Source organism: Bradyrhizobium sp. USDA3010, from assembly GCF_056429065.1.
This window is the reverse complement of sequence record NZ_JBWJZD010000043.1, coordinates 1-14,347: the sequence shown is the minus strand read 5'-3', so window position 1 is coordinate 14,347 and position 14,347 is coordinate 1. Positions and strand designations below refer to the sequence as shown.

Genomic DNA, 14,347 nt, shown 5'->3' with positions numbered 1-14,347 from the left:
CAACAAAAGAATACCGCTTTCCCGGACTGGCTGAAAAAGAGATTGCCTTGGACTCGCTCGTCTCTGCTTTCTCTGCGACTATTGATCGTTCGCCGATGCTGCCTGCGAGGGGAATGCGGATGACTTGCAATGGCCCATTTGATCGATCTCGAAGTCGCGCCGCGCCGCTGACATCATGTCGAACGGTGTGTTGTTGACGCAGCGAGCGTGTGCCGGCGCGTATCGCGGATACTGATCGGCCACCCTCCCCTAGTTCAAATCTGCCGGCAGTTCGCATGAGCCGCGCTGTAACCCGCTGGATGGGCGCCCGCGCGAACGCTTCGTGCTGCCTTCCTCACCCCATCACGTCCAACGTTTGAGGTAATTCAAATGACCACCAGTCATGATCAGGTCAAATTCGCTTACTGGGTTCCAAATGTTTCCGGTGGCCTCGTGATCAGCAAGATCGAGCAGCGAACCGGATGGGACATCGACTATAACCGCCGTCTTGCGCAGATCGCGGAACAGGCAGGGTTCGACTATGCACTGAGTCAGATCCGTTTCACCGCCGGATACGGCGCCGAGTTCCAGCATGAGCCGGTCGCCTTCAGCCACGCCTTGCTCGCCGCGACCACAAAGCTGAAAGTGATCGCGGCGCTGCTGCCCGGCCCCTGGAATCCGGCGGTTGCGGCCAAGCAGATCGCGACCATCAGTCAGCTGACCGAGGGGCGCGTCGCCGTCAACATCGTCAGCGGCTGGTTCCGCGGCGAGTTCGCCGCGATCGGCGAGCCCTGGCTCGACCACGACGAGCGCTACCGCCGCTCCGAAGAATTCATCCGCGCGCTGCGCGGAATCTGGACCCAGGACAATTTCACATTCCGCGGCGACTTCTACCGCTTCTCCGACTACACGCTGAAGCCGAAGCCGGCGCATCCCTTGCCCGAGATCTTCCAGGGCGGCAGCTCGCGCGCCGCGCGCGACATGGCCGCGCGGGTGTCGGACTGGTACTTCACCAACGGCAATTCGGTCGCGGAGATCAAGAAGCAGGTCGACGACATCAGGGCGAAGGCGCGCGCCAACAATCATTCGGTCAAGATCGGCGTCAACGCCTTCGCGATCGCGCGCGACACCGAGGCCGAGGCGCGCGCCGTGCTTGACGAGATCATCGTCAAGGCCGATCCGGAGGCGGTCAACGCGTTCGGGCATGAGGTGAAGAATGCCGGCAAGGCCTCGCCGGAAGGTCAGGGCAATTGGGCGCAATCCAGCTTCGAGGATCTCGTCCAGTACAATGACGGCTTCAAGACCAATCTGATCGGCACGCCGGAACAGATCGCCGAGCGCATCGTCGCGCTGAAGGAGGTAGGGGTCGATCTCGTGCTGCTCGGCTTCCTGCACTTCCAGGAGGAGGTCGAGTATTTCGGCCGCCGCGTCATTCCGCTGGTCCGTGCGCTGGAGGCGAAGACCGCCGTGCACGCCCAGGCAGCCGAGTGACGGGGAGTCGCGCGGCGTGACGGCGATAGCGACAGATGCCGGCGTTCTTGCGCTGGAGGCGGCCCCGGCGCAAGGCAGGGCGCTCGCAACGGCGACGACCGATGCTCCCGATCGGCGCCTTGCGCAGGCCGCAGATCGCGTGGCATGGCCGGTGCTGGCCTTGAGCGATATCGCGCTGACATTCGGCGGCGTCGCCGCGCTGCGCGACATCGACCTTGCGGTCGCACCGGGTGAAATCCGTGCCGTCATCGGGCCCAATGGCGCCGGCAAGAGCTCGCTGCTCAACGTCATCAGCGGGCTCTACCGGCCCGACCGCGGCCGGGTCTGGCTCGGTGAACGCGCCTTCGCCCAGGTGCCGACGGCACGATTGGCGGCGCACGGCGTTGCGCGCACGTTCCAGAACCTCGCGATCTTCAAGGGGCTGTCGGTGTTCGACAATGTCCTGATGGGGCTCGCGCACCGCGTCCGCGCCGGCTTCCTGCGCCAGATCATCGGCTCGCCGCTGGCGCGCCGGATCGAGGCGGAAAACCGCGCCGCTGCCGAAGACGTCATCGGTTTCCTGCATCTCGGCGACGTCCGCGAGCGCGCCGCCGGAAGCTTGCCTTATGGCTTGCAGAAGCGGGTCGAACTGGCGCGGACGCTGGTGGCGCGGCCGAGGCTGCTGCTGCTCGACGAGCCGTTCGCCGGTGTCACGTTGAGCGAGAAGCTCGAGCTGTCCGAGCACGTGCGCAATGCGCGCGACCTCTATGGCGCCACCATCGTTCTGATCGAGCACGACATCGGTGTGGTGATGGGCCTCTCCGACCGGATCGCGGTGCTCGACAACGGCAGCAAGATCGCCGACGGCACGCCCGACGAGGTGAGGGCCGACCAGGCGGTGATCGACGCCTATCTCGGCGTCGCGCATCAGGACGTCACGGAGCTCGCGGTCTGATGTTCGATTATCAGTTTCTGATCGAGGTTTTGGTCGGTGGCCTGCTGTCGGGGGTGATGTACTCGCTGGTCGCGATCGGCTTCGTGCTGATCTACAAGACCTCGGGCGTACTCAATTTCGCGCAAGGCGCGATGCTGCTGTTCGCGGCGCTGACCTTCGTCAGCCTGATCGAGCGCGGCATCTCGTTTCCGGTTGCTTTCGTCATCACGCTCGCGATCATGGTCGTGCTCGGCGTCAGTGTCGAGCGCGCGGTGCTGCGGCCGCTGGTCAACCAGCCGCCGATCACTTTGTTCATGGCAACGCTCGGGCTGTCCTATGTGATCGAGGGCGCGGCGCAGCTGCTGTGGGGCACCCAGGTCCACGGCCTCGACATCGGGATCAGCGACGTGCCGCTCGACATCGCCGGGGTCTTCATCAGCCGGTTCGACCTGTTCGCTGCGGCGGTCGCGGGCAGCCTGGTGGCGCTGTTTGCGCTGTTCTTCCGCTACACCCGCACCGGGCTGTCGTTCCGCGCAGTCGCCGACGATCCGTTCGCGGCGCTGGCCGTCGGCCTGCGGCTGCCGCGGGTCTGGGCCAGCGTGTGGACCGCCTCCGGCATCGTCGCGCTGGTGGCGGGCCTGCTGTGGGGCGCGCGGCTCGGCGTGCAGTTCTCGCTGTCGCTGGTGGTGCTGAAGGCGCTGCCGGTGCTGGTGCTCGGCGGCTTCGATTCGATCGCCGGTGCGATCATCGGCGCCTTCTGATCGGCGCCATCGAGAAGCTCTCCGAAGTCTATGTCGGGCCCCTGTTCGGCGGCGGCATCGAGGCCTGGGCGGCCTATGTCGTGGCGCTGGTCCTGCTCCTGGTGCGGCCGTCGGGGCTGTTCGGGCAGAAGCTGGTCGAAAGGGTCTAGGCCATGCGCGCAGCACCATCGACGGCACGGCTCTTGCCCGGCGTCGGAGCCTTTGCGATTGCTCTCGGGGTCGCGGTCGTCTTTGGCGCCGTTCCGCTGCTCGGTTCCGACTATCTGATGGACGCGGTGTTGACGCCGTTCCTGGCGCTGGCGCTCGCCGCCGTCGGGCTCAACGTGCTCACCGGCTATGCCGGGCAGGTCTCGCTGGGCTCCGCCGCGTTCCTCGCGGTCGGCGCCTATGCGACCTACAACCTTCACCTTCGGCTGCCGCAGCTGCCGCTGCTTGTCGATCTGGTGCTCGCTGGCCTGATCGCAGCCGCGATCGGTATCGTGTTCGGGCTGCCGAGCCTGCGGCTGCGCGGCTTCTACCTTGCGGTCTCGACGCTCGCCGCGCAGTTCTTCGTGCAATGGGCGCTCACCAAGTTCGGCTGGTTCTCCAACGACAATCCGTCCGGCGTGATCGACGCCCCGGTGCTCAGCGTGGCCGGCTTCGCCTTCACCAGCCCGGCGGGGCGCTACCTGTTCTCGCTGAGCGTCGTCGTCGTCGCGACGTTCCTGACGCTGCGGCTGTTGCGCTCGCAGAGCGGCCGTAATTTCATCGCGGTGCGCGACCACGAACTCGCCGCCAAGGTGATCGGCGTGCCGCTGTTGCGCACCAAGCTGCTCGCTTTCGGCGCCTCCTCGTTCCTGATCGGCATTGCCGGCGCGCTGTGGGCCTTCGCCTATCTGCGCACGGTCGAGCCAGCCGGCTTCAACCTCGATCGCTCGTTCCAGATCCTGTTCATCATCATCATCGGCGGACTGGCCTCGCTGCGCGGCGCGTTTCTCGGCGCCGCCTTCATCGTGGTGTTTCCGCTGATCCTGTCACGCGCCGGCGCAGCCCTGCTCGGCGGCGTGTTCGATTCCGGCGTGCTGGAGATGAGCCAGCGCATCGTCGTCGGTGTGCTCATCATCGCGTTCCTGATTGCCGAACCGCGCGGCCTGATCGCGCTGTGGGACCGGCTTTGGCGAGCGGTCGCGCGGCCAGCCGCCATCCGCAACACCTGACATTTCGCACCAAGGGAGAGACCAAAGATGATTAGATCGAGATATCTGAAATTTGCCTTCGCCGCGGCGGTGGCCTCCGTGCTGGCCACAGCACCGGCGGCGCGGGCCGACGAGCAGTTCTTCCCGCTGCAGAGCTACCGGGTCGGTCCCTATGCGGCCGGCGGCACCGGCTTCTTCGGTGGCTTCATCGACTATCTCAATTTGATCAACATCCGCGACGGCGGCGTCAACGGTGTCAAGCTGACCTGGGACGAGGGCGAGACCCAGTACGAGGTCGAGCGCGGGGTCGAGGTCTATGAGCGGCTCAAGGGGCGGCCCGGCGTTGCCGCCTGGAATCCGCTGTCAGTCGGCATCGCCTACGCCATGATCGACCGCATCACCAAGGACAAGGTGCCGCTCATCACCATCAATCACGGCCGCACCGATTCGACCGCCGGCCGCGTGTTCCCCTACGTTTTCCCGCTGCTGCTCAATCCCTACAGCGAGACCTCGGGCATCGTGAACTACATCGCGAGCCGCGAGGGCGGGGTCGACAAGCTGAAGGACAAGAAGATCGTCGTGCTCTATCACGGCTCGCCCTACGGCAAGGAGACCATCCCGATCTACAAGCTCTTGGCCGATAAGTACCAGTTCAGCCTGGAGCAGATCGAGGTGCCGCATCCCGGCAACGAGCAGCAGTCGCAATGGCTGTCGATCCGGCGCGCCAAGCCCGATTACGTGGTGCTGCGCGGCTGGGGCGTGATGAACCCGGTGGCGTTGAAGACCGCGCAGAAGGTCGGCTTCCCGGCCGACCACATCATCGGCAACGTCTGGTCCAATTCCGAGGAAGACGTGATCCCGGCCGGCGACGCCGCCAAGGGCTACATCGCGATCACGACGCAGGCCTCGGGCGAGCAGTATCCGGTGCTGCAGGAGGTGATCAAGACGGTCTATGGCGCCGGCAAGGGTAATCTCGACGACAAGAAGCGGATCGGCAGCGTCTACCACAATCTGGGCATCGTGAACGGCATCCTCAATGTCGAGGCGATCCGCATCGCACAGGCGAAGTTCGGCAAGCGCACTTTGACCGGCGACGAAGTGCGCTGGGGCTTCGAGCATCTGCAGCTCGATCCGGCGCGGGTCGAAGCGCTCGGCGCCAAGGATCTGTTCCACTCGATCAACGTCACCTGGGACAATCACGAGGGCGACGGCCGCGTCACCTTCCAGCAGTGGGACGGCGGCAAGTGGAAGGTCGTCTCCGGCTGGATCGCGCCGGACTGGGCCTTCCTGCGTCCGATCATCGAGAAGTCGGCCGCCGCCTATGCCAAGGAGCACGGCATCAAGGTGCGGACCTCCGGCGACGATCCCGTCAGCAACTGACGCCGCAACGGGCGCGGAAGCTGTCCGGCTCCCGCGTCCCTCAAGACGATGGATCAACAGATGAGCGAAACCCTGCTCTCGGTCGAAGGCCTGGCCGCGACTTACAACCACGCGATCGCGGCCGTCAGCGACGTCTCGCTTGCCGTGCGGCGCGGCGAGATCGTCGCCGTGCTCGGCGCCAACGGCGCCGGCAAGTCGACCACGCTGCAGGCGGTCTCGGCGTTGCTCTCGGCGCGGCGCGGCCAGATCACCGCGGGCCGGATTGTTTTCGATGGCCGTGAAATCGCCGGCACCTCGGCGGCAACCCTGGTGCGCGCCGGCCTCGTGCCGGTGCTCGAGGGGCGGCACTGCTTCGCCTCGCTGACGGTGGAGGAAAACCTGATCACTGGCGCGATGGGACGCGATGCGCGCAGGGCGGAGATCGTTGCAGACCTCGACCGCATCTATCAGCTGTTTCCGCGGCTGAAGCAGCATCGCCGCACGCTCGCCGGACTGACCTCCGGCGGCGAGCAGCAGATGACGGCGATCGGCCGGGCCCTGATGTCGCGCCCGCGGCTGCTGGTGCTCGACGAACCGTCGATGGGTCTCGCGCCGCTCGTCGTCGAGGCCATCTTTCGCGCGCTCAAGCAGCTCAACAGCGAGCCGGGGCTGTCGATCCTGGTCGCCGAACAGAACTCGACCGTGGCGCTGCGCTTTGCCGACTATGCGGTCGTGCTCAAGAACGGGCGCAGCGTGCTGGCCGGCCGCGCGGCCGAACTGCGCCAGCGCGCCGACATCAAGACCCACTATCTCGGCGGATCGTCGCAGGGTGACCCGCGCCGAAGGCAGCCGCGCGAGGCTGTCGCATGATTGCAACCCGGAGAAACTGACCATGGCCAACGACAATCTCGCACGCAAGATCGACGACGACGTTTATGCCAGGCTCGATGCCGCCATCGACGCGACGGTGAAGGTGAATGCCGACCGCAACGACCGCGAGAGCCGCTTTCCGCGCGAGAATCTTCGCGCGCTGGCGGAGGCCGGCTGGACCGGTGTGCTGAACGAGCCGCAGTTCGGCGGGCTCGGCCTCAGCCATCTGGACTTCGCGGAAGCCGCCTACCGGATCGGGCAGGCCGATGCCTCCACCGGCCTGGTCTATGTCATGCATGTTGGTGCGGCGCAGACCATCAATCTGTTCGGTAACGCCGACCAGAAGGAGCGCTGGCTGAAGGCGAATAATGGCAGTCTGCTCGGCACCTATTCGACCAGCGAACGCGCCACCGGCGGGCACTGGTGGTACAATCTGTCCGAAGCCTCGCGCGACGGTGACGACTATCGCGTCAACGCGGAGAAGTCGTTCACCACGAGCTCGGGCCAGGCCGACTATTACGTGGTGCAGACGCGCACACCGGGCGCCAAGGATCAGGCCGACATCATCTTCTTCATCGTCGACGGCAAGGCGGAGGGGATCGAGTCCCGGTCCTGGGATGCGCTCGGCGTGCGGGCCAACCATTCCGGGGCGATCCGCTACAGCAATGTGCATGTGCCGCAACGCGACCGGCTCGGTGCCGAAGGGCAGGGCAAGGAGATCATCTATGACGGCGTGTCCCCGGTCTATCTGATCGGGCTCGGCGCGGTCTGGGAAGGCGTCGCACGCGGCGCGTTGAACGCTGCGATCGCCCACACCACGAGCTTCGTGCACAAGGACAGGAACAAGAGCCTGTCGGACTATCAGGCAATCCGCCAGGAGCTCGGCGCAGCCAAGGTGCTGGTCGAGACGCTGCGGCCGTGGCGCAACGAACTCGCGGGCAAGCTCGACGCGCTCTGGCGTACCGGCAAGCCGCAAAGCGAAATCCTGATCCCGCTGACCGAGTTCAAGGTGCATGCCGCCGAGGTCGCCAACAAGGTCGCGGCGACGGCGCTGACGGTGACGGGCGGCTACGGCTATCACCGCGGGCCGATCGAGCGTGCCTATCGCGACGCCCGTGCAGCGATCGCGATGGGGCCCTCCAATGTCATCGCGCGCGACTGGATCGGAAAATCGCTGGTCGGTCTGCCGCTGGAGCTCTTCTACGAGGGGGGAGAGTAAGTCGAATTTGGGGGAACATTGCCAACCTTGGCGCACATGAGATGTGTCTCTTGTGGAATAGCTCTCCATTGCCGGTGGCGATGCTAGAGCGACCGGGACGTGTGCTGTCGGCAGGTCGACGGTCTCGATCAGACCAGCGGCGTCCATGTCCACAGCAAGACTCCCGCCGTCTTCTCAAGGCGCTTTAAAAGGAGCCTTATCTGTCGAATGGCAGCTAGGGCGCGTCCGAGATCAAGAGCGATCCTGTTGCGATAATTGGAATCCGCCATTTTGCTTCGATATTGAGGTCGATAAGGATATTCATCATCTCCTGCCTTCCGAACTCGCTATTGAGGGCCTCCCGAGAGAGGGGCAGATGATGTAATGGCGCCATCGGGACATCCAGGATTCGGACAAAGGCGGGCGCTGGCGCTAGCGCTACGACTGTACGGACCCGAGTCGGTCTGGCAGGAGGTCGGCCAGCGGCTCCTCGACGATGCCTGCGCTCGGCTGACCGGCCGTCACGAAGAAGACGGCTGTTGGCCCTCGTTCGCGAATGGGCTTTCTGAATGTCGACCGTGCGACCACATCGATGGCAGCCGACGCGCAGCAGGTGCCGGTTGATGTCGCAGAAGCGCGGCGCTCGGGCGGCGTTGGCGGAGCCCCAGTGTAGGTGGCAGCATCGTCGAAAATCGCCTGCCACTACTCCGAAGCAATCGGATCACCTCGGCCCGGCCGCGGGCGATATTCGAGTGCTTCTGCCGATTGCGGCGGCCGCAGCCGGCTTTTCCATCTGTGTTCGGGTCGGCATACGCCAGCTCCCGGGTCTATCGGAAGCGAGTTGGAACCGACAATTCCTTGAAAACCAAAACAAGGGTCCCTGAGATCTCGCCACGTTATGGCTTTTTTCAAAAACAAAAATATAAACGCAAATCCGGCATCTTAGTATGGGTTCCCATGAAGCGTAGCGAGCTCAGCCACATGATCGCGAGACCCTGAGGCGGCAGCCCCCGCCCTACGATTCCCATGATGGGATCGTCCCGCCAGCGCCCCCGGAGGACGGCGTGTTCGCCCCCGGAGCGACCAAGGCCCTGGAGGCCGCTCAGGCGGCCTTCGGCAAGGTCGACGCCATCGCGGTCCAGATGAAGGACCCCTACATCGTCAGCCGGGTCCTGACCAGACGCGAGGCGATCAGTTCGTCGTCGATCGAAGGCACCCAGAGCACTCTCGACGAATTGCAACTACGCCGTTGCCATGGATGGCTTCATCCCGAGGGCCGCCAGGAACGGCTATAGCGTCTTCACGATGGACCTGATCAAGGATCTCCATCGCGCTGTGATGAAGGACGATCCCGACTACCAGGATGTTCCCGGCGACCCTCCGCACGCGGGTTGTGTGGATCGGCGGAAACAAGGACATCGCGTATTCAAGTCTGAACCCTCCGCCTCCTGCCGATGTCCCCAACTGCCTCGCCCAAACGGTCGACTACCTTCGGAACGAGGGGATGCAGCAGATGACGCAAGGGTTCATCACGCGCATGGCGATCGCACACACCCATTTCGAGGCGGTGCACCCCTTCCGCGACGGCAATGGACGTGTCGGTCGCCTTCTACTTCCGCTCATGATGGCGGCGGAGAAGCATGTGCCTCTGTACCTTTCGCCTTACATCGAAAGCAAAAAGGGCACATACTACGCTTCGCTTAAGGACGCTCAACAACGACTTGACTGGGAGCCCATCATCACATTCGTGGCCGTGGCCGTGACCGGTACCTTCGAGGAACTCATTCGAACGCGGACGGCGCTGTCGGAATTGTCCGAGCGCTGGAGGAAGCGCCGAAAATTCCGAAAGGGATCTGCGGCCATGCGAGCCTTGGACGAACTTCACAAATATCCCGTCGTGACGGCGAAGCGGCTCGGCCAACTACTCGATATCTCACCTGCGCAGATAAACCAGGCCATCGCGCAATTACAACAATCCGGTATTCTGCAAGAGAGGACCGGCTACGCGCGCAACCGGGTCTATGCTGCTCCCGAAGCTCTCGCCATCATCAATCGTCCATTCGGCGAAGAACCCATCCTTACCGAGGTCGATCCGGACGAGCCTGATCCGGATGATTTCTCGGCCGGTCCGAAGTGGCCGTGATCGCGCTACATTCGTGCCCAAGATTTTAATGGTTCGGCCCTGCAAGATGCGGGCGGTGCGAAAAATCAGCCGAGAGCGTGCAGTCGGGCGCGGCAGCGGCGACGCCAGCGACGTCGGCGGGTCCGCAGGATATCCGAAATGCGCCTGCTGCGGCGAGACAGGAGATCCGTCTCCAAATCCACCGCGATCGAGGCCAATCGGTACGCTCCCCCGACCATCCGCGTGACTTCTTCGTCCCCGATCGCACGATCGTACCGATCGGCGATCCGAGCATTACCGACGAACGTGCCGGTCTCGACGTCGATACAGGTGACGGTGCCCGGGACCGCCGGATCTTCCGGTCCTGAGACGATTACGTGGCAGTCCCGATAAGGCAATTTCCGCCTGCAGATGCTTGAATGGGCCGAGGACACGTCGCACTTCCATTTTTGGCGCCGGCTAGGCACGTCGCCTGCGGCAAAGTTTCTTCGTGCGCGGGAGAAGCTCTCGCGTGTGCTTCGAGGATTGGCCGGCAGCGCTGAACGAGTGCCGCAAACGATCGCTACAATTTGAAACGTTCCGGCGAAGGGCGGCGCCGGTTCATTTCATCGGAAAGAATCCGTTGCCTTGGAGACCTCGGCTCTGGCGATTTCCCAAGGATTCGTTGAGGAAGCCTCGAACGAACATCTCGTCAGGATCGCCGGCGGCGCTCCAGCTTAAGCTTTTGGAAGGCAGAGCGAGTCACAAGCGGCACGGACACCGCGCCGATGTAAGAACTGTGGATGAAGGGCTTATGGCGGTAGTGAGGCAGGTGATGCCTCCCCGGGGCTGAAGAGTGGGATCGTAGAGGTGGTCGAGAAGCATCAAGACCTTGTGCTATGTTCAACCGGAAGGTTCTTAGGATCTACCGGGACTGGTCGACCGCCATCTATGATGCCGGGTTGCATTTCGTTGGTCTAGTTGAGCCGGAGGAAGTGACCGCCGCAGATCCTTTGCGGTTTGGCCTCCCGCATCGTCGTCGACGTTTGGCAGGCTTGCACGATCAGCGCGGACTACGAGGGCCGCTTCTTCGAAAAGCGAGGTTCCTGACACGGACCGCAAGAGGGAACGGCTTGGCGTTCGCCAACAGCGCCGCTGCGGCAGAATTGGACGCGCTTCCCGCGGCCAGACGCGCGATCGACGAACGGACTCGTCAGTGCCCAATCTCGAGCTCAGCGAACGAAGATTACAAGTCTGTTGAGCAGAAGTCTGACTCTTCTCAGAAAGTACGGCGGCGTGTCCCGTTGTCAGACTGCGAGCGTTAGTTACCGACGCAGTCACGAAGCGCCAAATGGTACGGTGAAGCAGATGTCGCGCTTCTGGTGATCGAGAACGAGGCTTTCGATCGCGTTGGACGACAGGATTCTCTCGGACCGGCCTACAAGCCGGATCGTGACGTAGCGTGGCGGAGACCTGACTGAATTGGACGCCGATCGGGGCCGAGGCCAAAGTGCCAGATACCCGATGATCAACTGATCATCGGCACTATGAACATGCTGTTCGACGGCATTACCATCATATTGCTGATGATCATCGACATACCGATCATCGGCCATCGTCGAGTGTCGGCGGTGACCAGCAGCACCGGCAGAAGAGTTCGCTCATCCCCGGCCGGATGCCGGCGCCAGCCGCCTGCTGGCCATGCTAGATACTGCGCCCATTCTTCGAATTGCACCTGCGGCGGGATCTTTGCCGCGTCAATCTTGAACTTTGCTGAATTTGGTAGTCGCAGCAGCAGCAAATCAGTTGTTCTTATGGTCCGAAATCGAGTCGCTCTTACCTGTCTCATGGAATGGTTCTTCGCAACTACCGCTTTTCAGAGGATCGATGAGATAATTTCGTCGGGATCAGCGAGAGCAATTGATTTTGTGTAGTCAAAAGGAATGACGCGATGAAAGAAACGGTTGATGATCGCCTATTGGCAGCAATTGATCGGTTAGCAAAATCTTCCAGCGAGGTAGCCAAAGCTTTGTCGACAATGCTGAGCAAGCAGGACATTGCAAATGAACACCTGCGCAAACTTGTAACCGCTGCGGAAATGTACGGGCTACCCAGAACAAATCATAGCCTGTTTCGTACTTTGTCTGTGATTGCGCAGGAACGAGCCATTGAGATAATCCGCACAGAGATGGCTGATGCTGTGTTTTTTGCCGATCATGATGAATTCAGGTTTGATGCCTTGTCAAAAGCGGGTGCGGGTGTTGCCCTCGAGTTCGGCGTCTATAGCGGTTACACCATCAGCACCATGGCCGAGCGATTTCCGGAGCGGAAGTTTTATGGCTTCGATAGCTTTAATGGCCTGCCGGAGCGCTGGAACGGATACCTTCCAGTGGACTTCGATCGTGGAGGCAAGGCGCCTGACGTTCCGGAGAACGTAGAGCTTATTGTTGGTTTGTTTGATGAGACGATTCCGGTGTTTGCTCAGCGCAAGCTGCCCGTTGCGTTCATCCACGTCGATTGCGACATATATTCAAGCACAAGAAGTATCTTTACGGGGCTCAAGTCTCAGCTTCGTCCCGGATGCGTTATCGTGTTTGACGAATACTTCAACTACGTAGGGTTCGAGAATCATGAAAGATTAGCTTTCGACGAATTCATCCGCGAGACCAACTATGGTGTCAATTGGATATCGTATTCGGGGCAACAGGCCGCCTGTGTACTGACGACGGGTGCGTAGTGCCTACAATCGAAGTCGATGAGCCGGAGACTTGGCACGCCAATGCGGAGGAGAAGCCGGGGAGCAACAACAGGATGGGGTGGCTTAAGTCCTGGACGGAGGAGCGTTTGCCTGCACGCTCCCAACTTGGGAGTAACCTCTACGCAAAGCGACGACCTCGATCTTGGTGACCGCCGGGGCGCCCAGCATGATTTCCGACTGCTGCTTTGAGGAACGAGATGGGTCAACTATCGCAAATAGACCCCTCACTTTTTCGCAGCCAAAAATCGGCGAAAAAATTCGAGGCGAAATTCGTAACACGCGCGGGTTCTGAAGCCCGAAACGTTCCGCTCCCGGGTCGAGACCGCGATAGCTGACTACGAGCGGACAAAGTGCCCTTTGCCCGAAGATGACAAGGCCCGTCTCATTGATAGCCTCGATAACCCGGACGTCTTGAAGGAGATTCCCGGGCGCGCGCTCAGGAAATCAAGCGGAAAAGTGCTGAGGGCCTTTCAAGAAAAGTCGTTGGTGATTGCCGAGGCTCCAAGCAATTCCGAATACATCATCGGTAGCTCAAATGTCATTAAGACGTCCAATGGTCCGACCGATCTCCACGACAGATCGGTGGAGATATGGTTAGCCTTTACGCCCCGATTTGCGGCAGTTCTCTTGGGGCGGGCGGGCGGACCTGCCAGCGCGGGTACTAACCGACGCTGATCATGTTCGTGATGTCAACCGCGAGGTCGCAGCAAAGAGTTCGATCATCGCGAGCAAGAATCTGGCGCTCATTCAAGCATCGAGGCCAGGAAGCGCCTTGCAACAACCCACAAAGCCGGGTGGTCGGGGTTGATCCCGCCGCGCATGACTAACTCGCGGCAAAATAGTCAAGCACCTAGGCGACTTTGTCCCCCTGACGTGCCAAGCGTGTCCGCTTTCGTACTTAGCTCTAGGTCAATTGACGCTGCTTGAGAGCTGAGCCGGTATCGGAGAGTCTTGGGCGCCAAAGTATTCTTCGATCTCACCAACCGCTCTCTGCTCCCATTCGTCGGCCTGTATCAGCAATGAGATTCGTTGGACTGGGCGGAATGCTGCGGCTTGACGGCACAGCGAAGCTATTGCGCGATAGCGACGCACGTTCTCCAGAATTGCTGATCCCGTCATGTTTGATTTCCCCATTCAGCTTCGAGACGCGAACATGAGGCGGATCGGTTTTTGATTGGTTAGCGGCCGGCTCGGAAAGCATCTATGGTTGGCAAATCGTTGCGATTTTGACTCTCCTCAACGCGGGACGTCAGCGGCGAGCGCTTTCGGAAGTGATGCACCGGTGCTGTAGAGTGCGTTCCGAAACATCCGGAGGTGCAGCGCATGGCGATCGTATTCATTGCCGGCAGTACGGATGATCTCGGCTGGGCGGCGGCGCAGTCGCTTCTCGATCAGGGGCATCGAGTGGTGCTGCACGCGCGATCGGCGGATCGGGCCACAACCCTCGGAGAGCTCGCGTTGCGCTCCGAACGAGTTGTGGTCGGGGACCTGCAGAGCGGCGCCGAGACGAAAGGCATCGCGGACCAAGTGAACGCGATCGGGCGCATGGATGCGATCATCCATAACGCGGGCGTCTACACACAGCGGAGTCGTGGTTCGACTCCAGAAGGCCATGCTAGCCCGTCCTATTCGTGAGAGTGCGGCTTTTGGGCCCGATTGATGCGGCCGTACATCTGCTCTGACGAGGCGCACAGGATTGCCTTCGGCTTTTCACCGCCTGACGACCGGTACTTTGCAACGCG

10 protein-coding genes and 2 pseudogenes are annotated in these 14,347 nt (G+C 62.1%); 11 read left to right on the top strand and 1 reads right to left on the bottom strand.

The annotated features are described in order from the left end of the window. Nucleotides 1-369: 369 nt before the first annotated feature. The 9 genes and pseudogenes from sfnG (at nt 370) to AC066Y_RS37415 (ending at nt 9,889) form a co-directional block, all read left to right on the top strand. Nucleotides 370-1,470 carry a dimethylsulfone monooxygenase SfnG gene (gene sfnG, locus AC066Y_RS37455; RefSeq protein WP_478278239.1) on the top strand — a complete coding sequence of 367 codons (1,101 nt, stop codon included), beginning with the start codon at nt 370-372 and terminating at the stop codon, nt 1,468-1,470. Nucleotides 1,471-1,486: 16 nt separating this feature from the next. Beyond that, complete coding sequence (locus AC066Y_RS37450) at nt 1,487-2,404, top strand: ABC transporter ATP-binding protein (RefSeq protein WP_478278238.1); 918 nt, start codon at nt 1,487-1,489, stop codon at nt 2,402-2,404. Then, a pseudogene (locus tag AC066Y_RS37445) lies at nt 2,404-3,293 on the top strand (branched-chain amino acid ABC transporter permease). The gene AC066Y_RS37450 and the pseudogene AC066Y_RS37445 overlap by 1 nt, the downstream one beginning before the upstream one ends. A gap of 3 nt (nt 3,294-3,296) precedes the next feature. Then, entirely contained in the window at nt 3,297-4,340 is a 1,044-nt protein-coding gene (locus tag AC066Y_RS37440) for a branched-chain amino acid ABC transporter permease (RefSeq protein WP_478278237.1), read from the top strand. A 27-nt stretch (nt 4,341-4,367) separates the two neighbouring features. Next, nucleotides 4,368-5,699 (top strand): ABC transporter substrate-binding protein, encoded by a 1,332-nt coding sequence (locus AC066Y_RS37435; RefSeq protein ID WP_478278236.1) that lies wholly within the window; start codon nt 4,368-4,370, stop codon nt 5,697-5,699. Between the two features lie 60 nt (nt 5,700-5,759). Continuing rightward, nucleotides 5,760-6,548: an ABC transporter ATP-binding protein gene (locus AC066Y_RS37430; RefSeq protein WP_478278235.1), complete on the top strand. Its 789-nt coding sequence runs from the start codon at nt 5,760-5,762 to the stop codon at nt 6,546-6,548. Between the two features lie 22 nt (nt 6,549-6,570). After that, nucleotides 6,571-7,767 carry an acyl-CoA dehydrogenase family protein gene (locus tag AC066Y_RS37425; protein ID WP_478278234.1) on the top strand — a complete coding sequence of 399 codons (1,197 nt, stop codon included), beginning with the start codon at nt 6,571-6,573 and terminating at the stop codon, nt 7,765-7,767. Nucleotides 7,768-8,810: 1,043 nt separating this feature from the next. Further along, entirely contained in the window at nt 8,811-9,041 is a 231-nt protein-coding gene (locus tag AC066Y_RS37420) for a Fic/DOC family N-terminal domain-containing protein (protein ID WP_478278233.1), read from the top strand. A 68-nt stretch (nt 9,042-9,109) separates the two neighbouring features. Beyond that, complete coding sequence (locus tag AC066Y_RS37415; RefSeq protein WP_478278232.1) at nt 9,110-9,889, top strand: Fic family protein; 780 nt, start codon at nt 9,110-9,112, stop codon at nt 9,887-9,889. Nucleotides 9,890-11,375: 1,486 nt separating this feature from the next. Here the strand turns inward: AC066Y_RS37415 and AC066Y_RS37410 are convergent. Continuing rightward, entirely contained in the window at nt 11,376-11,648 is a 273-nt protein-coding gene (locus AC066Y_RS37410; RefSeq protein WP_478278231.1) for a hypothetical protein, read from the bottom strand. Between the two features lie 150 nt (nt 11,649-11,798). Between AC066Y_RS37410 and AC066Y_RS37405 the strand changes: the two genes are divergently transcribed. Together AC066Y_RS37405 and AC066Y_RS37400 are read left to right on the top strand one after the other, a co-directional pair. After that, the gene (locus AC066Y_RS37405; protein ID WP_478278230.1) at nt 11,799-12,584 is read left to right on the top strand and encodes a class I SAM-dependent methyltransferase; all 786 of its coding nucleotides are present in this window, start codon (nt 11,799-11,801) and stop codon (nt 12,582-12,584) included. A gap of 1,344 nt (nt 12,585-13,928) precedes the next feature. Then, nucleotides 13,929-14,225: pseudogene (locus AC066Y_RS37400) on the top strand (SDR family NAD(P)-dependent oxidoreductase); the annotation flags it as partial. Nucleotides 14,226-14,347 lie beyond the last annotated feature (122 nt).